The organism is Paenibacillus sp. FSL M7-1414, from assembly GCF_038003195.1.
GTDB classification, from domain to species: domain Bacteria; phylum Bacillota; class Bacilli; order Paenibacillales; family Paenibacillaceae; genus Paenibacillus; species Paenibacillus amylolyticus.
In genome coordinates, this window is sequence record NZ_JBBOOS010000001.1 from 6638047 (window position 1) to 6658285 (window position 20239).

Sequence of the window (20239 nt, forward strand, 5' to 3'; positions counted from 1 at the left end):
TGCCTCCGATCGATGATGCATTTCAGCATTAGAATTCCTGGCAATACTGGCTGGGCGTTCACCTCCCTGATTCCGATTGTATCCGCCACGTCCCTGCTCGAATAGTGAACAATCCGGCGGAAGATGTACAATTTTATACTCCGCTCTCTCCATAAACAGCAAAAAGACGCTTCCCCCGAAGCGTCCTCTGCTATACCTGCCCCGCCCCTCCATGATGTAACGATCTCTAGCTGTGTGCGGCTGTTCATAGGCAGGTTTTTTATATGATGTTTTATCGGCGTATACTCGCCCTTATTGCTTAATCTTGGTCGTCAAAATCCTGGTCAAACGATAACACTTTACCTGTGTTGGCATCAATATCTACATCTGCTTCACCTTGAGCAGTTCTCAGTTCGATCTCATACACATAGCGACCATCATCATGATCCAGCTCGACTTTGGTTACTTTACCACCCGTAACTTGTTTCAACGCAATGTTTGAAGCTTGGGATGCCGTCAATTTGACCTGCTTGGAAGCAGAGTTATTAGATGTGTTGCCTGTTACAGTACCTTTATAATCGTCGTCATCATCGTAGTCATCATCATTCACGACCGCAAGGATTTTGCCTGTATAAGCATCCAGACGAACAACAACATCATTGGTTCCTTTTCTGTCGATCTCAACTTCATAGAACGTTTGGCCGTTTCTACGCTCCAGATCCACGTCATCCACTTTACCATCGGCTGCTTTTAACGCCAACGCTTTCGCTTGGGATGCATTCAGCATTTTACCTGTGCTGTTCTGATTCTGTGTTGCAGATTGTGTTGTTGACGTTGGTGTAGTTTGCACCGATTGTCCGTTCACATTCCCGCTAGCCGCTACGGCCGATCCACCAAGTAATACTGCTGCTGACAAGCTACCAATCCAAAGTTTATGTTTGTTCATCATCATCATTCATCTCCTCGTTGTTGTTGTTTCGTTCTCGTCTACATTTATAGAATAACCTGCAGGAATGAGAGATCAGCGAGAGTTAGATTAGAATTTGATGAGAAAATGAAGAGAATGCTCATTTAATGAGTGTTCATTATGTATGTAATCTAAAAGAAATGAAAAAGATGACCCCTACATTAGGAATCATCTATCCAACAAGGTGTAACTCTATATTCAATGGATTCCTGTACAAATGTTAATCATCGTCCTCATCCCAAGTCACCGAACGAATTGCTCCTGAGATGGCATTCACTTGCACAATAGCCTCCCGGCCATCCTCCAAATCAATTTCAACCAAATAATATGGATCCCCGCTGTTGGTTCCACGCAGTTCGATGTCGTCCACTTCCCCCGGAACCTCCGCAAGTGCCTTCTGTTTGGCTTGTTTCTCGCTCAGAAACTGAGGTTTGGGATCATCCTTGGTTGGTTCAGTTGTCGGGGCTGCTATTGTTTTGGAAGCTATCGTCTCTCCCGTGTATGGATCAATCGTGAGTTCTTCACGACTGTTATCCTTTGCCTTCACTACCGCGGTGTATACCGGACTGCCTTGCTGCTCCACAAGTTCAAGCGAGACCAATTGGTTATCTGTCTGTTGTTTTAACAACGCCGTCTTGATCTGCTCGCGGCTCCATAACGTCTTCTCTTCCGCTTGCGGGTTCGACTCCAGCCGTTTAATGGAATTCACAGCAGCTGTAACGGCATCCACTTGCACATCATATAGGCCGGTCTCCGAACGGAGCTGCATGATATACGTCCCGTCCTTCAACGTCGAATTTACAATCTCTCCTGGATATTGATCAAGCACCGATTGTGCTGCCGCATCTGCCGTAAGTACCGCACCAGTCGATTGCCAAGGCTTCCACCACACCACAACTGCCACAATCAGCACAACGAGAAGCCCTGCACCCCACCAGAGTGACCTTCGCGATTTTGCCCATCCGCTGTTCCCCTGTTCATGCCGTTTCATCTCCGGTGGTCGCTGCTCATGTTCTGTCATCACGTTTCCCCCTTATAACTCTCCCAATAGCCCGAGTTTATCTGTTATATATTCGGTCTGAGTTTAGTTTCCAATGGCTACTACATAAAATGAACTAATCTTTTACACAGTAACGGAGAGGACAGAAAAAACCTGAAAAAGCGAAGCGTTCGCCTTTATCCCCGGATTTTCCCCTTGAGAAAAGGGATTCAAAAAATCTGGGGATAACAGCGATTGGAAGGTTGTTCTGTCATCGTAGTGTCAGTGTGAACAATCTTTAGTTCAGTTTATTTAGTATATAAGAGAAGAATGAGAATTTCATGAGAGAGGCCTGTTCTGAACCGATAAAGGCAAAATAATTGAAGCCTCGGTGCCTTCACCCTCGGTGCTGGTCAGTTCGATCCGTGCTCCAACTGCTCCTGCAAGCTCTTTGGCGAGTGACAATCCCAGACCTGAACCACTTGCCCCTAAGCTGCGTGTTCTGGCCGGATCAACCCGGTAGAATCGGTCAAATACCTTCTCCAGCTCGTCCTCCCGCATACCAATCCCGGTATCCACAATCCGAATACGGCACTCTTGCCCCTTGGCTTCCAGCCTGACTTCAATTGCATCCTCACTATACTTCCGGGCATTATCCAGCAAAATAAACAAAAGCTGCTTCAGCTTACTCTCATCGCTGATCGCCCAGATTGGACCTGGATCTTCACACCGGACTTCACGGTGATAGGCTTCGCGAAACGCACGTGTGGAGTCTGTAGCCAGTCTCGTGATATCCACACGCTCCAACTGTACATTCCACTGCTCTGGCTGCTTCGCGAGCAGTAACAGTTGCTCGGTCATCTCTCGCATGCGAACCGATTCGGACAGAATCGCTTCCACCGCTTCATCAAATACCTCGGGCTTCTCTTTTCCTCGCCGCTGTAGCAGACTGGCGTAGCTCTCAATAATGGTTAGCGGTGTTTTGAGCTCATGAGATGCATCGGATACAAATCGCTCCTGTCGCTCAAAGTTGGATTCGAGCAGATCCATCATCCGGTTGAACGTCTGTCCCATCGTTTTCAGTTCATCCTTAGACCCTTCCTCCAGTGGAAGACGCTTGAATTGGCCACTGGACTGAATGTCACTCATTGTACGTGTCATCTGCTGAATCGGTCTGGTCATCCGATTCGCCAGAATCCGGCTGGAGATAATGGCTGGAATGAGAGCAATAATCGTGACCGCCACAAGCACAGTTCGAAGTACAGACAGACGATTCTCCGTCTCTGCAATGCTCTCGGTGACCTGTACATTCACCACCTCGCCATCAGGCCAGATGACCGGGACTGATACCCACACATAACCAATCTGCTCAACTTGGGTATACTCCGATTTCTTCTCACTTTCGTACTTATAGGGCAGCTTGCTCAGCTGCTCAGAAGCTGCTGTTGTCGTCACTGGGGAACTGGTGCCGTCTTCATTAACAATCCGGAGCATGCCGTTCACAGGCGCGTAGGCCCGTAACAAGTCATCCGGCGGAATGGAGCCGGCAGACTGACGCACTCCTTTGACAATAGACTCCGCTTCCGCTTCCACCCGATTAACCTCGTTATCAATCGACATTCGTTCAAACACGATGTAGACCGACAGGTTCACCGCGATTAACAGCACAGCAAATAATACAGACGAATATCCGTAGATTTTACTGCGCAGGCTCATAACTGTTCCTTCAGGACGTATCCTACGCCCCGTACGGTATGTATTAAGGGTGGTGTGAATCCGTTATCCACCTTTTTGCGCACATAACGGATGTACACATCCACCACATTAGTATCTCCATAATAATCATATCCCCACACGGTCTGCACAATCTGGTCACGACTGAGCACCTGACGTTGATTCTGAAGCAGATACACGAGCAGGTCGAACTCACGTGGAGTAAGCTCAATGGCCACACCATCTCGGGATACCTCTCGCGTTCCTTCATTTAGTTTCAACCCGGCAGCCGTCAACCAGCCTGCCTCAGCTTCAGCCTGATGCCCAGAAGAGTCAGTCCCTGTATCAGCAGGTGTAGAAGAAGCGGAAGAAACAACAGACGCCACTGCACTAAGCCGCAATGCAGCCCGAACTCTCGCAAGTAGCTCTTCAATCTGGAACGGTTTGGTGATGTAGTCATTGGCTCCGAGATCCAGGCCGGATACTTTGTCTTCTACAGAATCTTTGGCAGTGAGCATAATGATCGGAACCGTAGCATCTTTGGCCCGAACTCGCCGCAACACTTCAATTCCACTCAGACCAGGCAACATCACATCCAGCAGAATCAGATCCCATTGTCCGTCTGCATACTTCTCCAATCCTTCTGTTCCACTGCCTGCCTTGCCTACCTGATATCCCTCATACTGTAGCTCCAGTTCCAGCAGACGTGCTATTTTGGGCTCATCCTCTATGACCAGCACGGCTTCGTTCATGCAGCGCTCCCCCTCATCCCCATCATTTCATTCTCCCGTTATCTTACAATAACATTTACAATTTGCCCAAGGCATCTTCAACGGGATGCTCCCCGGCAACCAGATCAAAGGCCATCCGGTACGTCTTCTCTTCCTGCAAAGAAGCCACGATTACACGGGCTACATCTTCACGTGGGATGCTCCCCGGCTCCAGATCGGTTCCAACTGCAATCTTGCCTGTGCCCGGTTCATTCTTGAGACCACCTGGACGTATAATCGTGTAATTGAGATCACTTGCAAACAACACACGATCCGCATAATGCTTCGCCACGTAATAAGGCTTAATGGACTCTGACCATTTCTCCCGTTGATCTGCGCCATACGCACTGACCAGAATATATCTGGAGATTCCTTGCTGCTCTGCGGCTTCCATCGTTTTCACCGCACCGTCAAGATCAATCAGCAGTGTTTTGTCCTGACCGGTAGATCCGCCAGAACCCGCCGTAAACACAATCGCATTATGATCCTTCATTGCCTCAGCCAAGTCCTCCACACTACCCTCCAGGTCACCAATTACCACATCTGCACCGAGTTCCTTCAGTGCATCCGCCTGCTCCGGTTTGCGGATCATAGCCGTTACTTTATGTTTGCCTTCCTGTGCCAGCTGCTCCACCACAAACTTACCGATTTGTCCATTTGCTCCTATAACTAAAACGTTCATACGTCATTCTCCTCTCAGTTGAACGGTCTGCTTGTTGTTGCTCCCCGTTCCTTTTATTTAAAGATGCTCATCCTATAATTTAAACGAAAGCCGGCGCTTCTAAGCGCCGGCTTCCAGGTTCATGTCCGTTCAGTACATCTATGAAATGTGAAGTCTTCCGTTGCTCCATTAATATGCCATATCCCTTAGGTAATTTATACGCGACCTCACATCGACTACTTCTGCCGCATCTTTTTTCCATCTGAATATCTGTTATTCTTTGTAATCGTGACAACCAAAAAGGACGCCCAAAGGGCGCCCTTGAATGGCATTAAGATTAGTAAGCCAGTGCGAACAAACCGTGAATATGAGCCAGGTAACGGATGTTACTTGCTTCTTTCATCATGGTTGCAGGCAGACCTTTCAGACGAGTCTGGTTGCCACCGATCATGCCGACAGCATCTTTACGACCCAGACTTCCCAGCGTACCGGAGAATACTGGTGTGAAGGATTCCATTGCGCCACCTTTGAACATAACGCCCAAGTTGTGACCAATAGTCTCACCCATTTGCCAAGCCAATTGTGCTGTTGGAGGGTAAGGGCGAGCGCCTTCGCTAGGGAAGACCACTGCGCTGTCACCAGCAACAAACACGTCTTTGTGAGAAGTAGATTGCAGAACTTCCGTAACTTTCGCACGGCCACGATCCACTTCAATTCCGCTGTTAGCAACAACAGCGTTGCCTTGTACGCCACCTGTCCATACGAGTGTGTTCGTAGGGATGGAGCTGCCGTCTTTCAGCAGAACTTCGTTTTCTTTCATCTCGGTAATCGCTACGCCAACGATGAAGTTAACGCCACGTTTCTCAAGACTTGATTTAGCACGTTCAACCAGCTCTGGCGGGAATCCTGCCAGGATGGAAGGACCTGCTTCAACTGTGTACAGGGATACTTCTTTGAAGTCGATGCCTTTTTCTTGACATACAGCAGGAAGCAGGTCAGCGAATTCGCCAACAAGCTCAATACCTGTCAAGCCGCCGCCACCAATAACAAACGTAGCGTCTGCTTTGTTGCCGGACTGTTTGTAAGCATCAAGACGTGCTTCAACGTGTGCACGAATACGGTTTGCATCGCTAACCGATTTGAGCGTGAAGCTGTACTCTTGCAATCCCGGAATTCCGAAGAATGCCGTTTCGCTGCCCAAGGCAACGACAAGTGCATCATAAGAGTATGTGGAGCCGCTGGTCATCAGAACTTTTTTCTCGTCCGGCTTAATTGTATCCACCGTATCGATTTTCAAGTTCACGTTTTTGCCACGCAGCAATTTTTCAAGTGGAAGAGCAACTGCTTGTTCAGCAATGCTTCCCGCTGCAAGACGGTGCAGTTCCGTGATAATTTGGTGTGTAGGGTAACGGTTCACGACAGTAATTGTCGCTTCTTCCGGAGACAAGTATTGACGCGCAGTCAATGCAGTCAACAGACCGCCGTATCCTCCACCCAAGATCAAAATTTGCTTCGACATATCCATCCTCCGTTCTTCTAAGTCTTAACGTTTCGGTTGTTGACGCTCGTTCAAGATGCTCAAGAAAGATTGAGCAAAACGAAGCGATTGTTGTACGTTTGGATCTTTAAGCATTTTCAGCATAGCGAACAAGCCAACTGAAGTTTGCTCTGTTTGCGCACGGTCATTGGCTTCGATGGCAGCAGAAGCTACACCTTTAGCTTTGTCTACAACAGGCTTAGCGAACTCGCCCATTGCGCTCATTGTGTCGCTGATCAGAACTTTGTCTGTTGCTACACTTTGTGCAAAGTCATAAGCTTTTGTCATAGCAGTAACCATTTCAGCCAATTTAGGCAGGTTCTCCACCAGAACGGTTAAAGACTCCTGTACCTCAGGCTTCATCAGTTGATCCAGAACGTCCAAGGACTGGCGCTCGGAAACGTTGGCACCTTCTGTAACTGGCACCTCTTGTTGAGTAGGCGATTGTGACATAAGAGAAAGTCCTCCTTTACTTTGGGATAGAAGTCCGCGACTTTCATGATGCCTGTCAAGCAGAGCCGAACCACAAAATACATCGAATACATTTAAATGTACCAAATTTCACACAATAGGATGAGCGTAGCTCAGGGCCACTCCCATATCATGCATTGTATCTTGGATCTATTGCGGACAACATGTGTTGACGCACAAAACGACAAGCAGGCCGAAACCGAACTCTATACCCTTATATTACACCTCTTACACATGAACATGAAAAAGAAATTTTTTACACTTGTGAAGATATTGTGAACATTGTAACAAAATCGATTTTTTTGTCAACCCATTCAGGCAAGCTAACGCCGCCGATCCTCCTGTCCAAGATCCGTATTCCTACCACATGTGGTATTAAGACAAGATCACATATGACCAGATGTGCGATATGTACACAAGGAAGGATTCGCTTATCCAAATGTTCAGGAATTGTTTTCCAATATCACAATTTTCATGCAACGAAATTGGTCACTGTCGTTATTATGCAGCGTTGGGCTCAGCCTTATTCCATCATTGAGACATCTTTTCTATTTCAAGTATGAACCTCTTGCGTCACGAATGCAAAACTTGGAACAAAGCCATTGCGTTTAGAATGCGGACATCCCGGTTAATAAGGACTACACCAGAAACGAAGGAGATGTTCGATATGAGTAATTCAACTGGCGACAAAATCAAAGCAGGCGTAAATAAAGCCAAAGGCGAAGTGAAGGATCAGATCGGTAATGCAACCAACAACAGATCCCTTCAGGCTGAGGGTAAAAAAGACAAAGCCAAAGGTGCTGTACAGGATAAAATTGCCGACATTAAAAAAGATCATCACTAGATCCTTTTAATGTGAGGTCCAACAGCACGAAGATTTCGTGCAATAGATTATTTTAAAATAGCCTGACCGTCCGTGTTCGGAAGCTATCCGAAAATGAGACGGAGGCGCAAAAAAGCCAAGGAAGGTGTTACTCAATACACCCTTCCCTGGCTTTTTTTGTTCATTTTATACTGCTGGAACTGCGTATCTTGCCATATCGATAATGAAACTGCGCGTTTCCCTTGTTGTATGGTATTCACGGCTGAACTGTCTGACCCATTCGGGATGTTCCTGATACCAACGGAAGGTTTTTTCCAATCCCTTTTCCAACGTGGTTTGTGGTAACCAACCCAATTCCGCTCGCAATCTGCCTGAATGTACGACCAGACTCGACCCTCTGGACTGGGTTGGTTCTTGCTCCCGAATCTCTACAGCAGCTACGGATCGATCCATTGGTTTCAATATCTCCCCGATCTCCTGCATGGTTGTTCCAAGCCCTGTTGATATGTTGTAGACCTGTCCGTCTTTGCCTTTCAGCATGATCTGTTCAATGGCCCGGAGGGCATCATCTACATACAAGAAATCACGCACTGCCGATCCCTGAATATCCAGAGGCAGTCCGTCCAACATCCGACCAAAATTTCGGGGAATAATACGGTCTGGCAACTGCCATGGACCATAGAGGTTGGTCAAACGAAAGAGTTTGACTGGAAGCTGGTAACATTGAGCATAGGAGTGAGCCAGCATTTCACACGCAACTTTGGACGCGGAATAAGGTGAGACAGGTGCATACGGATCTGATTCATGATAGACTCTGCCCCAATCGCCGCCATACACTTCAACGGATGAAGCCAGCAAGACTGGAATGTGATGTTCCGTAGCATATTGCAGGATAGACTGTGTGCTAAGTGTATTATTGCGGAAAACTTCCCCTGGCTGATGATACGAATAATCCACGTGTGGCATGGCAGCCAGATGGATAATGTAATCTGTTCCTGGAGGTAGATGAATCCGGTCCGATGCAAGGTCACAACAGATGAACGGCATCTCATGCAGAGGAGAGATATGAACAAGCCTCTGACAATAATCATCCCGATCCAGAAGGGTAATTTGATGCCCCTTTTGCGCCAAATACTGTGAAAGATTAAATCCCACAAATCCAGAAGCCCCTGTAATAACAATGTTCACACACGATTCCCCCTTGCGATTTATACAACGAGTGCAATGAAGAGAGTATATGTACTGAGTATAACCTTAAAATGATACATTTTGTATCATTTTACAATTGTTTTTTGTTCGTCCTTGAGTTTATCGGGTAATTTATAGTGAGGTGATGTGAGATGAATGAACGGAAAAAGGACATAGAGACGTTATTCCTTCAGGATGACGGTGTAATTCCCAATCATCCGACCCTGCCTGTGCTTTTGTATAAGAACGTATGGGCTGAAGAGGCCCTTCACGCAGAATCGTTGCTGAACCGTAATGGATGGGGAAATAGCTGGTTGAATGGTGTGTTCAATTATCATCATTATCATAGTAATGCTCATGAGGCTCTTGCTGTGGTGAGTGGATTCGTGAAACTGATTTTAGGCGGAGAAAATGGTCAGAAAGTTTACCTTCAAACAGGCGACGTTGTCGTGCTTCCCGCTGGAACAGGGCATAAACGTCTGGAGTCCAGCACTGATTTTCGTATTGCCGGTGCTTATCCGGGCGGCATGAGTTACAACACACGCAAAGGTGAGGAAGGCGACCGTGCCAAGGCTCTTCAGGAAATCCGAGAGGTTCCGATCCCGGATACCGATCCCGTCTATGGGCAGCACGGACCGCTACTAGAAATCTGGAATGGGAAGAAATCATAATACAAATGAAGATCATAAAGACGAGTGTTATTGGACAATGCACAGGAGAAGTCGTTCCAGTAATCAAGCATGAAAAATAGACTGTTCCCCGGACAAGTAGGAGAATCATGCCGGAGTACAGTCTATATGTTTTTCTTTAATTTCTAATCTATCGCACGCCAGCAAATTTTAGTTCCGCTCCATACTCGCAAGTCGGATACTGTAGTACCTCATCGCATGTGGCCTACCTTCCATCTCAGGTAATTCATAAATACCAAACAGATATACCACTGTACCCCCAAACTAGGAGGAGATCGATTTTCCAGCGGGTTGATTCAGATCATGTAGATCTTCACCATCAGACGATGACCGGGTAAAGTGTCGCTCCAGTTTGCGGCTTGCCCACAGGGATACCGCAATAAACAGCAATACGCCTACCCAGCGTATTGGGTGCTCCAGAAATTGTTCCACATTGGAACCGATATACGTAACAGAGAAGATCATGATCGCTTTACCACAGCCCACCGCAAGCAGGAAAGATAATAATCGCATTCGTGCGATACCTGCCGCCACGTTAATAATGACAAACGGACCTACCGGGAAGATACTCAGCAGAAAAACATAACTGAATGCATTCCTTCGAATCCATACCATGCTGCGTTGCACACGAGGTTTGCGTGCCCATCGCTCTACAAAAGCGGATTTCCCAATCTCCCGTACGATCAGGAACGTAACGGTACAACCGAGGACCATACCGATCCATGAATATATAAATCCTGCCCACAGACCATATACCGCACCGTTTACGCCCACAATCAACAGCGTTGGAAGTGGTGGTACAAATGATTTCATAAACGTAAGCAAAATTCCCGGTAACGGGCCCAGGGAGCGAAACTTCTCCAGCCAGAAACGAATATTTTCTTCCGTAATATAGGACATAATGTCTAATGCTGCCGGGGTCATCTGCATCCATCCAATCTATACAGTCTAAGTTCTCAGGTTTGATGTTCACTATACATTTCATCATTCCTATGGATGATGAAGCTTCTTTAGTAACTCCCTCCCAGTATAACGTACATCTTCGATGAACACCGTTGTCAATTTGAAGAAATTATTGCACAGCGAACTGACTTCCCACCCCAATCAAAATTAAATCAAAAAAGCACACCTCGACCTCTGTGGTCTTGGTGTGCTCTTTATATCAAAACCCCGATTCCATCTTCGGGGCATTTATCCTTCTTCCAGCTGTGCTTCCTGCATGGCCAGTTCAATCAATTCTGCCTGGTGGGCAGCATTCCATTCGGGAATACCGGAACGCATGAACTCTTCGGCATCCATCGCTGCTTTGGACTGGTTGCACAGATTACAGGCGCAGACACAGTTGAGCGGAGTGGTATGTCCACCTTTGGCACGCGGCAGCAGATGGTCAATTGTATCTCCATACGATCCACAGAAGTAACAGGTGTAGTGATCCCGAGTCAGAATAAACCGTTTGAAATCCTTGTTGCTGAACAATCGGCGAATCGTGTACCGATTGACCACCACAGCGGCTTTTTCCTTCACCAGCGTGACCGCCAGCTCCATGTCCACTTCCTGATGCCAGCGTCTGCCTTTGTCCGTCTTACCTCTCATCCGTACCATGCCTTGCCGGTTGGTCCGGAGCGAAGCCGGATCTTCCGGGTCGATAGCGACCGGGGCCGACGGGGTCTGGCGGCGGGGACGGCCATCCGTGCCAGCCCCGTGACTACGGCTGGCGTGCGCGGGTCGCTGCCCGGATGCAACGCGGGCAGCGTCTTCGCCGCTCGCCTTGGGCGCACGCTCCTTGCGCGCCTGGCGCGGCTTGGACCCTGGCGAGCCAGGCTGGCGCACGGGCGCAGGAGGCCCTGCCTCCGCAGCAGCCCCCGGCGCTTGCCCGGGCTCGCGCCCGGTGGCGGCAGGCTGTGCCTCCGCCGCCGTAGGCGCAGCGACCGTGGTGGCAGCGCCACGGTCGCTCAGGGCCGGCGCATGGGCCTCAGCAGCTACGCTGCGGGCCTGCCCTGCGCCGGGCGCGAGCGCGGCAGCACGCTTGCGGCGCCGCTTGCGCTTGCGTTTGGCTGCGGTCGGTTGATCCACAGCCATGGGCTCTGCTGCCGGGCCTTGCGGCTCAGCCGGCAGCAGAGCCTGGTGGGCCGCCGCAGTCTGCTCGGCGGCCTGCACTGCAGCGGCTGCTCGCGCGCCAGCCCGCTGTGCACTGCCTTTTTCATTCGCAGTAGCATGCCCGTGCGAATGCCCTTCTTCCCCACGCCAATGCTCACCTGGTTGTGGCTCATCTCCTACCTCACCCGCCAAACCATCATGCTCCAGACTCGTATCTCTCAGCTCATTGCCCGTTATGCTCTCTGATCGCTTGCTCTTCCTCCGTCTTCTCCTCTTCTTCCGAATACCCGAAGAAGAGGGTGAGGAAGTCACCAAGTCAGCATGTTCATCGTCATCCGAAGATGACGATGAACATGCTGACGGTTGAGACAACAGACTTCTGTCAGACTCAGACACCGTAGCTGATCCCTGCTCCATACCATGGGAGGTACGACCTGCCTCATCTCTCGCAGATGCAGAGGGTCTGGCAGTAACAGCACGTGTCTCCAAGCCATCCCGTTGATGCTCGATCCGTTCATTCGTTCGTCCGCTCACGCTTGAACCTGACTCGTGGTCAGCCTGTCCACCAAGCTGGCGACAGCTGCGGCAGGCTCCACGCCTGGCTCCGGGACCTGCCCGCTTTCCGGTTCTGCGCCGGAATTCGGACATCGGCCGCTGTTGTCCGCAATACATACACGTTTTGCTCAGTCGCGCTTCTTGTTCCGTCTTTCCTTGCCGGAAAGGGGCTGGACCCGTCTCCATGTTGTCACCTCGGTTCCGTATGAATCCGGTTTCTTTCTATTGTATCACATCTGCTCGTGAACACCCTCATGGCCATAGGCCTGATAATCTTTCGAGTTGTACTCCTGTGTCTGTTCACTGCATTCGTGAAGAATGTGTTCCACATATTCCAATATATCCTGCATCGGTCTCCCGCATTTTTCGCATGTTGTCATTATATTCACCTTAATCCTGTTATCCATAATGTATTATCGTTCCGCCTTATGATTACCCCGCATACATGAAAAAGAAACACTCGTTCCCCACATCCAGCATATCTGTATAGACGAAAAAACCGCTTCCCGCTCTCCCCTAAGGTCGACCAAGAAACGGTTTATTATTCCTGTGTTGGAAATGTATCTTATCAAACGTCCAGTTGGCCCGAGTTCTGTTGTGGGACGAGACGTGGTTTGGGTTTTGGCAGATTGCCAAAGATGACCCATGCATATGGAACAAACCTTGCCGTCAATCCAACGACGATCCACGAAGCGATTAGAGCTACACCGAATCCTCCGGCATACCACAGATGCACTAACCAAGAAACACCTGTTTGCGGTGGAAATTCACGATACACCAGCAGGAAGAAGGGATGGATCAGATAGATGCCAAAGGACAATGCCCCAAGCCGATTCAGCGGCTTGACGATGAGTGAAGGCCCTTTGCGATAGAGCAGATAGGCAATCTGGATAAGCACCAGCGCACAAGCAAAGGTATGCACATTCCAGAAGAATTCATACCACAGTGTGTTATACGTTGCGATCTTCAGACGCAGCAGGTAATAGATATACACATGGCCAAGTCCGGCAATGATCCAGACCGCCCAGAGCAGAATCCATGAAGCTACGCGTCCTTTGGTTGCATTGGCCCGACTGATGACAAACCATTGCTTGATTTTAGGGAAATATACCCCGATAAAAGCACCCAGCATGAAATAGGAAAAGTATGAGAACGCCCAGCTTCCCTTGTTGGGTACCTGGAATCCATATTTATTACTTACGATGAATGCCCATTGAATCAATAGTCCAATCGGAACAGACCATTTCACCACAGAAGGATATTTCTTAAGCAACCATAACACCAATGGGAATAACAGATAAAATTGCATGTTAATAAACACAAAGTACAGATGTGTATAGGCTTTACCTGTAAACAATTTCGTGATAAAACTTACTGCCGATTCGCCGAAAGGTCGGCCCTGATAATGCGTGAAATGCAGCAACACAAAATACATTAATGAAAAAAGGAAATAAGGAAGCAAAATATACACAAATCTTTTCTTGTAGAAGTTACTCACGAGTTTCTTATCCAGTGGACGTGAATAATAGTTATAGAACAGTACAAAACTGCTCATAAAAATAAAGGTTGGCGTACCATATTTCATAAAGATATTAATAAAGTTGTACAGCCAGTAGTAGCCTGAACCCGTCATGTCCACCGTCGCATAGGACGTGGAATGCACGCACAGTACGCCGATAATTGCCATGGCACGCACCAGATTCAGTTCTGGAATTCGCTCTCTTTTCAGTGTTTCACTCATGTTTACGTTTCTCCTTAATGTGTTCGTCAATATGTCAGATATGACTTAATACAATAAAGCTCTCTATCTATTAAAAGCCATAATGCTTAAGATGGATAGTCCATTTTCTTAACAATTCCTAAATTTTCAACACATTTCACACTATTTTCATGTCTATATATGTAAAAAAGACCGCGAGTACGCGGTCTGTGGAACATCCTGCTCTCAACCAAATGAATATTGGATCAACCGGATGAGAATGGTAAATTTGGGTTTGGGCATACATCCCGCCCTGACTGAGTCTACTTCGCACGACTCGCCAGAATCTGTTTATACACGTCAATAGCTGCCTGTCTCGATGCCTTCAGATCAACAATGGCATCCTTGCGCGGCTGATGGATGTCCTTGCTATGCAGATCCTTCAATTCAGGCAACCACTTGCGAATATAATCACCTTGCGGATCATACTTCTCGGATTGTGTTACCGGATTGTTCACGCGAAAATACGGAGCCGCATTCTCCCCAAGCGAGGCACACCATAACCAGTTACCTCGGTTTTGAATGTTATCATAGTCACGCAGCTTACGCCTGAAATAAGCTTCGCCCAAGGTGAATGGGCATTGCAGGTTTTTGGTGAGAAACATTGCCGTGAGAATCCGCAGCCGGTTTGGCATATGTCCGGTTTCATTCAGTTCCGTCATCGCTGCATCAATAATCGGAATGCCTGTCTCCGCCTTGCACCACCGTTCAAAGTAATCATCATGGAGAGCCGAGAGATCGTACACCTTTTCATATGTAAAATAGTGACTCTCATAGACCGCCCGATACAGATAGAAATCGCGGAAGCACAACTGCCTGATCCATTCCCCAGCCTCAGCCGTGCGACTCGCCGCATCATACATTTTGCGAATGGATACAGCTCCCACAGCTACGTAAGAACTGAGATGACTCGGCTCGTACGCCTCATATTCATCCCGATGATCCCCGTATTCAGCAATTCGATCCGACAAAAATTGATCCAACAGCAGATGCGGGTCCTCGTCATTCGAACCACTGCCCTCCAGCAACTCCGGAGGTACCTGCATTGCATCCGGCCATTCAATCTGACGATCACTCACCTTCAACGCTGCAACCGTTGTTGCCGAAGGAGGGTTGGGATGTTCATTCATGAATTCCACCCAACGCCGATGAAAAGCCGCAAATACTTTATAAGGATCCGACTTGCCTGTAAAATTGGCAAATCCATTCAGATCCATCAACAGATGATCCGTCAGTTGTGTGAACGAAACCTCATGCGCCTCACTGACTTTGCGTATGGCCCTATCCCGCTCGATTGCATATGGCGTCATGTCCCGATGGACCACAATTTCGTCAATCTCACCTTTGAATTCGTTCAGGATGAATTCAACCACTTCAGCCGGTTTGCCATAAGCAACATGCAGTTTTCGTTTGGCTTCAAGATAACGTCTGCCTAATTCCGCTGCATGCTGCCTGAAATTCACACCGCTGTGTTCCTTCTCTCGGCCTTGCCGCAGGAGGAATGCATCATAGATGAGAACATGCACACTCTCTTCTTGGTTTTCCCGCAAATAATCGAATGCGGCCAGATCATCCGTACGCAAGTCTTTGCGGTGTATGAATAGCTTCATGCCTCACCCTCCTGTCTGAACTTACGTTACATACGTTTATTTGTCCGTCAGGTTCTGATATAACCTGCTTGTTTCGGGCTCGGGCTGATACCCCAGATCCTCATTTAATGTCAATGTAAATGTATGATATAAACGAAGTATGCCTTGCTGATCATCCATGGATGCATACACTTCCATCATGAGTCGGCAGATTTCTTCCGAATAAGGCTCCCGTTCCTGCAATATCGTTAATTGCTCAATCGCTTCCTTGCCACGACCATGCTCCATGTCCCATCTCGCGATATCCATAACCAGCCCTGTATACTTGCGTCTGAGTTCCCTTGCTTTGGCCTGTGCCCAACGATAGTCATGCTCTTCCAGATAATCGCCACGATAAAGCGGAATCATATGCCTCAAGTCATCGACATTGTCTGATGTGATGACGTTGTAGACCATGGATTTTTCAAATTGGTCCACATCACTTACCAGATTGCCTGCTAACAGACGATAACGGTTCATATTGTACTCCAGCTTGCCCGTCATGTTCCATTCCTTAAGCAGCTTTCGAATCTGGTACACGGATGTATGTAGATGGGTTAATCCCTTTTCCTGGGAAACATCACCCCATAACTTATCCAACAAAATCTCCTTGCTTACCCATTCTTCCCTGTGATGGAACAAAAAAGCAAACAATTCCTGTGATTTGGTTGTGCGCCACTTATGTTTCTTGGCACCCTGATCCAAACTTCTGTAGATATCCAGATGTTTGAACGTAAGCAGCCCCGGAACTTCAGTATCCAACTCCACAGGTACGGGTTCCGATCCCTTTACCTCGGCGGTGGCTGCAACTTGGGAATGATGCGACATTATGCCCGCGATTCGATCAACGGTTTTGGCCAATCGGGCGGAGCTTACCGGTTTCAGTACATAATCCAGTGCATGCAGCTCAAATGCTTCCACTGCATGGTCCGCATATGCCGTAACAAAGATAATACGAATACTCTGATCCAATTGCTGTATATATTCAGCCGCTTCCAGGCCATTCATCTCGGGCATTCCAATGTCCAAAAATACAACATCTACACGTTCCTTTGCCAGAAAATGCAGACCATCACGAGCTGTTGAAAAACATTGCACGGGTGTAATTCTTCCGTCCGTTCGTAGTAGTCGCTCCAGATGAAGCTGCGCTGGCTTCTCATCATCGATCACAATGGCTCTCACCGTTCTTTTAGCCTCCTGCTATGAAAGATTCAATAGGAATACCGATTTTATCGGCATCCGCTTATTAGTCTGTTAACCATAATTGCTTAACTCGGCACACTAATTGGAATAATCCACCTTTTGCACAGGGATACGGAATCGGATCTGCGTGCCTTTACCCACATGGCTATGAATCTCCAGTCCCTGACCATAGAGAGCCATCAGACGACGGTTTATATTTTGCAGCCCGACACCCCCCGGACCTTCGGTGCGCCCAGACTTGACCTGAGCCATACGCTCAGGAGGGATACCTACTCCATCATCTTGAACCTGTACGACCACATGCTCGCTCTCTTTGAAAACCCTAAGGTGAACTGTCCCGCCGGCTGCCCGCTCCATCACGCCGTGGCGAATGGCATTCTCCACAAGCGGCTGAATACTGAGAGGTGGCAGATATAGATGCACGTCCGATTCCACCTCATACTCGACCACCAGTCTTTCCTCAAATCTGGCCTGTTCCAGATGCACATATGACTCCACCAATTCCAGCTCTTTGGTCAAAGGAACAAGCTGCTCCCTGTTCTGGAAGTCAAAACTTCCGCGCAGGTAATGACTCAATTCAATCAGCAGATCGGTTGCTTTGTCCGGATTGACTGCACAGGTCGCGATAATGACATTGAGTGCATTATATAGAAAGTGCGGCTTAATCTGGGCCTGCAAAAAGGCCATTTCGGTCCGAATAGCTTCCTGCACAGAACTCCGCATCTCAATTAATGTCCGAACTCTGGCGCGCAATTCACCAGCATCCACCGGTTTGCTCAGGAAGTCATTGGCTCCCGCCTGGAATCCGTGTTTGATATCCTCAGGCAACCCGCGGGCGGTCAGCATCAGAATCGGTAACTCCGACAAGGAACTGTGCTCGCGCAGTTTTCGACATAACTCAAGCCCGGACATCTTAGGCATCATCCAGTCCGTAATAACAAGATCAATGGACGGGAACTCCTCACGGAGTTTCAATGCAGTGGACCCGCTGTCCGCTGCGAGCACGCGATATCGTTCCGTCGATAACAGATTCAGCAATACCTGTCGATTGACGGGATCATCGTCTACAATCAGAATCGTATGCTCCGCTTCCGTAAGATCATCCTGCTCATCTGACTCTCTTGTCACAAGCTCCTTCGCCCCTGCCCCCTGTGCAGCAACATATCGGGCGGCAGCTGGTTTCGAATGAGATTTCAGCAGCGGCAACTTCATAACAGGCAGGGTGAAATGAAAGGTCGAACCTTGCCCCGGTTCCGATTCAACCCAGATCTCACCACCGCCAAGCTCAACGAGTTTTCGCGTAATGCTCAGACCCAGTCCCGTTCCATTATTCAATCGCTCGATCGTGCCGTTACTCTGCTCATACGCCTGGAAGATATCCTCCTGTTTGTCCAAGGCAATGCCTACCCCTGTATCAGCAACCGATACCTTCACCCAATCCCCTTCAACACTGGCGTACAATCGAATCTCACCCTGCTCAGTGTACTTATAGGCGTTACCCAGCAAGTTATACAGAACTTGCCTTAGGCGATCTTCGTCTGCCTCAACAAGTGGCAACGACTGGGGCCATTGCTGAATCAATATTACTGGCTTATCCTCAAACGTGAAACCTGAGACTTCAACCACAGTACGAGCAACGGATTCCAGATCAACAGGTACCCGTTTCAACTCGATCTCACTATTTTTTAATTTGGAAAAATCCAAAATATCGTTAACCAGCAGTGAAAGGCGCTTGCCGGTTGAAGTAATCATGGACAGATTTTTGGCTTGCTTGGGCGTGACTGCTCCGGCCGCCCCTTCCAGCATGGATTGCGCAATATTAATGATGCCATGCAGGGGAGTTCGCAACTCATGAGACGTATTCGCCATGAACTCGTCCTTCAGGCTGTCGATGGCCAGCAAACGCTCCGATAGTGCTTCCACGTCTCGAAATGATTGTGCGAAGCGGATTGCGGTCACTATCATCTGGGCAAATACAAATAATAAAAGTTCAATCAGCGCAAAGAACGCTGTGTCTAGGGTAGTGAACGCACCAAGCGTATACAACACAACAACCATGAGTATGCTCATCATGCTCACCAGTGCAAAGTGGCTGTCATTCGGCCGTCCTTTCAACCAATAGAACATGGCTCGCAGCGTATAGAACATGACAACAAGTGAGATCAGCAACATGGGAAGCTCAAGAGACGAGAAAAGCGTCGGAGGGAGCGTAATACCCACAATGGTCTGGGTAATGATCAGCACTACAGCCAGACGAACAAACCACTGATGAACTGCTCCTGGCACACGGGCATCCATATACCGAAGCAAAAAGTAATAGGCAAAGGCTGAACTAAGGAGCTGAATACGAAGTATCTCATTATTGGTCAGGAACGGTACAAACGTACCCAGTAACTTCTCCCCATGTGTCAGAGCGTACACCGCACCAGAAAGGCTGAATAATCCGAGAAAACGAAGTTCCTTCTCCGTACGTCGTAATCTGAACAGAAGTAGAAAAAAGGCGGCTGGCAAGATAAAACCGAATAAGGCCATCAGATCCTTGAGCCAACCTTGTTGCTGGCTTTTCAGAATACTATGCTCGTCTCCAAACAAAATGGGCGCTACAATGCCCCCAGACGAGTAACTATAATTCGATACCTGGATGATAATATCAGCCGTGTTGCCCTCAATGGACGTGAATCCTGTAAAGGGCAGATTTAATTGTATATCTGTCGCCTTGGTCTTTCCTGGCAGGCCTTTGCCGCCAATCTCTTTACCATCAATAAATACCCGGTGGGCCATGCGTATATTCTGCGTGCGTATACCATAATCGTTTTTCATCGTTTGGGGTGTAAGCTGAACTTGCAAATGATAGGTTCCATACCCATGGGCCTGCCCCAAAGATTTGTTCCATCGGGCAGGAACTTGAGTGCCCGACGAAGCCGGCAAAGGCTTGCGACCGGATACACTTGCTTCAATATCTGCCGGGCTCAGCAACTGCCCAGGGTAGAAATCCCAGACACCCTTTAGAGACGCTGCACCCTTGCGATCAAAGTCCCATTGGGTCAGGTCAATTTTCCCATCTGTAGCCTGGGGGTTAATCCGCTCGCTAATTAACGTCTGGGCGATCCAACCCAGTGGAACAATGACAATACATATGAAGCTTATGGTCAGCATAATCCAGTGTTTTCTCATCTATGTATTCCTTCCATCCACAATGGCGAGAGACGTCTAATTCTGT

The 20239-nt window shown here is 48.3% G+C and carries 16 protein-coding genes; 2 read left to right on the forward strand and 14 right to left on the reverse strand.

Features of this window, described 5'->3' with window-relative positions; genetic code table 11:
* Positions 1 to 298: 298 nt before the first annotated feature.
* The 7 genes from MHH92_RS28965 to MHH92_RS28995 form a co-directional block, all read right to left on the reverse strand.
* Positions 299 to 928 (reverse strand): PepSY domain-containing protein, encoded by a 630-nt coding sequence (locus MHH92_RS28965; protein WP_180361726.1) that lies wholly within the window; start codon positions 926 to 928, stop codon positions 299 to 301.
* A 238-nt stretch (positions 929 to 1166) separates the two neighbouring features.
* Positions 1167 to 1967 (reverse strand): PepSY domain-containing protein, encoded by an 801-nt coding sequence (locus tag MHH92_RS28970; RefSeq protein WP_340907443.1) that lies wholly within the window; start codon positions 1965 to 1967, stop codon positions 1167 to 1169.
* Positions 1968 to 2264: 297 nt separating this feature from the next.
* Positions 2265 to 3641, reverse strand: coding sequence for a sensor histidine kinase (locus MHH92_RS28975; RefSeq protein ID WP_340907444.1), 1377 nt, complete (start codon positions 3639 to 3641; stop codon positions 2265 to 2267).
* Positions 3638 to 4390: a response regulator transcription factor gene (locus tag MHH92_RS28980; protein WP_340907445.1), complete on the reverse strand. Its 753-nt coding sequence runs from the start codon at positions 4388 to 4390 to the stop codon at positions 3638 to 3640. Before MHH92_RS28980 ends, MHH92_RS28975 begins: the two co-directional genes overlap by 4 nt.
* A 55-nt stretch (positions 4391 to 4445) precedes the next feature.
* Positions 4446 to 5090, reverse strand: coding sequence for an SDR family oxidoreductase (locus MHH92_RS28985; protein WP_340907446.1), 645 nt, complete (start codon positions 5088 to 5090; stop codon positions 4446 to 4448).
* 316 nt (positions 5091 to 5406) lie between these two features.
* Complete coding sequence (locus MHH92_RS28990; RefSeq protein WP_036606574.1) at positions 5407 to 6588, reverse strand: NAD(P)/FAD-dependent oxidoreductase; 1182 nt, start codon at positions 6586 to 6588, stop codon at positions 5407 to 5409.
* A 24-nt stretch (positions 6589 to 6612) separates the two neighbouring features.
* Complete coding sequence (locus MHH92_RS28995; RefSeq protein ID WP_017691658.1) at positions 6613 to 7059, reverse strand: DUF1641 domain-containing protein; 447 nt, start codon at positions 7057 to 7059, stop codon at positions 6613 to 6615.
* A gap of 685 nt (positions 7060 to 7744) precedes the next feature.
* Here MHH92_RS28995 and MHH92_RS29000 point away from each other — a divergent pair.
* Positions 7745 to 7921, forward strand: a complete 177-nt coding sequence (locus MHH92_RS29000) for a CsbD family protein (RefSeq protein WP_074092719.1) — start codon at positions 7745 to 7747, stop codon at positions 7919 to 7921.
* Between the two features lie 165 nt (positions 7922 to 8086).
* Here MHH92_RS29000 and MHH92_RS29005 read toward each other — a convergent pair whose 3' ends face one another.
* Positions 8087 to 9088 (reverse strand): NAD-dependent epimerase/dehydratase family protein, encoded by a 1002-nt coding sequence (locus tag MHH92_RS29005; RefSeq protein ID WP_340907448.1) that lies wholly within the window; start codon positions 9086 to 9088, stop codon positions 8087 to 8089.
* 152 nt (positions 9089 to 9240) lie between these two features.
* On the opposite strand from MHH92_RS29005, the gene MHH92_RS29010 reads away from it, so the two are divergent.
* On the forward strand, positions 9241 to 9759 hold the full coding sequence (locus MHH92_RS29010) for a cupin domain-containing protein (RefSeq protein WP_340907449.1): 519 nt from the start codon (positions 9241 to 9243) through the stop codon (positions 9757 to 9759).
* A gap of 282 nt (positions 9760 to 10041) precedes the next feature.
* Here MHH92_RS29010 and MHH92_RS29015 read toward each other — a convergent pair whose 3' ends face one another.
* The 6 genes from MHH92_RS29015 to MHH92_RS29040 all read right to left on the reverse strand — a co-directional run bounded on the left by MHH92_RS29015 (position 10042) and on the right by MHH92_RS29040 (position 20193).
* Positions 10042 to 10701 carry a TVP38/TMEM64 family protein gene (locus MHH92_RS29015; RefSeq protein ID WP_076320116.1) on the reverse strand — a complete coding sequence of 220 codons (660 nt, stop codon included), beginning with the start codon at positions 10699 to 10701 and terminating at the stop codon, positions 10042 to 10044.
* A 267-nt stretch (positions 10702 to 10968) separates the two neighbouring features.
* Complete coding sequence (locus MHH92_RS30675) at positions 10969 to 12615, reverse strand: HNH endonuclease (RefSeq protein ID WP_445744691.1); 1647 nt, start codon at positions 12613 to 12615, stop codon at positions 10969 to 10971.
* A gap of 382 nt (positions 12616 to 12997) precedes the next feature.
* Positions 12998 to 14170, reverse strand: coding sequence for an acyltransferase (locus MHH92_RS29025; RefSeq protein ID WP_105600407.1), 1173 nt, complete (start codon positions 14168 to 14170; stop codon positions 12998 to 13000).
* Positions 14171 to 14451: 281 nt separating this feature from the next.
* Positions 14452 to 15798 (reverse strand): cryptochrome/photolyase family protein, encoded by a 1347-nt coding sequence (locus tag MHH92_RS29030; RefSeq protein WP_340907451.1) that lies wholly within the window; start codon positions 15796 to 15798, stop codon positions 14452 to 14454.
* A gap of 36 nt (positions 15799 to 15834) precedes the next feature.
* On the reverse strand, positions 15835 to 16998 hold the full coding sequence (locus MHH92_RS29035) for a response regulator (protein WP_340907452.1): 1164 nt from the start codon (positions 16996 to 16998) through the stop codon (positions 15835 to 15837).
* 99 nt (positions 16999 to 17097) lie between these two features.
* Positions 17098 to 20193 (reverse strand): ATP-binding protein, encoded by a 3096-nt coding sequence (locus MHH92_RS29040; RefSeq protein ID WP_253504154.1) that lies wholly within the window; start codon positions 20191 to 20193, stop codon positions 17098 to 17100.
* Positions 20194 to 20239 lie beyond the last annotated feature (46 nt).

Bases quoted from the DNA above. Each gene is read 5' to 3' on its own strand.
- MHH92_RS28985 (WP_340907446.1), bottom strand. From the start codon at position 5,090: ATGAACGTTTTAGTTATAGGAGCAAATGGACAAATCGGTAAGTTTGTG.
- MHH92_RS29030 (WP_340907451.1), bottom strand. From the start codon at position 15,798: ATGAAGCTATTCATACACCGCAAAGACTTGCGTACGGATGATCTGGCC.
- MHH92_RS28970 (WP_340907443.1), bottom strand. From the start codon at position 1,967: ATGACAGAACATGAGCAGCGACCACCGGAGATGAAACGGCATGAACAG.
- MHH92_RS29040 (WP_253504154.1), bottom strand. From the start codon at position 20,193: ATGAGAAAACACTGGATTATGCTGACCATAAGCTTCATATGTATTGTC.
- MHH92_RS29000 (WP_074092719.1), top strand. From the start codon at position 7,745: ATGAGTAATTCAACTGGCGACAAAATCAAAGCAGGCGTAAATAAAGCC.
- MHH92_RS28990 (WP_036606574.1), bottom strand. From the start codon at position 6,588: ATGTCGAAGCAAATTTTGATCTTGGGTGGAGGATACGGCGGTCTGTTG.
- MHH92_RS29025 (WP_105600407.1), bottom strand. From the start codon at position 14,170: ATGAGTGAAACACTGAAAAGAGAGCGAATTCCAGAACTGAATCTGGTG.
- MHH92_RS30675 (WP_445744691.1), bottom strand. From the start codon at position 12,615: ATGGAGACGGGTCCAGCCCCTTTCCGGCAAGGAAAGACGGAACAAGAA.
- MHH92_RS28980 (WP_340907445.1), bottom strand. From the start codon at position 4,390: ATGAACGAAGCCGTGCTGGTCATAGAGGATGAGCCCAAAATAGCACGT.
- MHH92_RS28975 (WP_340907444.1), bottom strand. From the start codon at position 3,641: ATGAGCCTGCGCAGTAAAATCTACGGATATTCGTCTGTATTATTTGCT.
- MHH92_RS29010 (WP_340907449.1), top strand. From the start codon at position 9,241: ATGAATGAACGGAAAAAGGACATAGAGACGTTATTCCTTCAGGATGAC.
- MHH92_RS28965 (WP_180361726.1), bottom strand. From the start codon at position 928: ATGATGAACAAACATAAACTTTGGATTGGTAGCTTGTCAGCAGCAGTA.
- MHH92_RS28995 (WP_017691658.1), bottom strand. From the start codon at position 7,059: ATGTCACAATCGCCTACTCAACAAGAGGTGCCAGTTACAGAAGGTGCC.
- MHH92_RS29015 (WP_076320116.1), bottom strand. From the start codon at position 10,701: ATGACCCCGGCAGCATTAGACATTATGTCCTATATTACGGAAGAAAAT.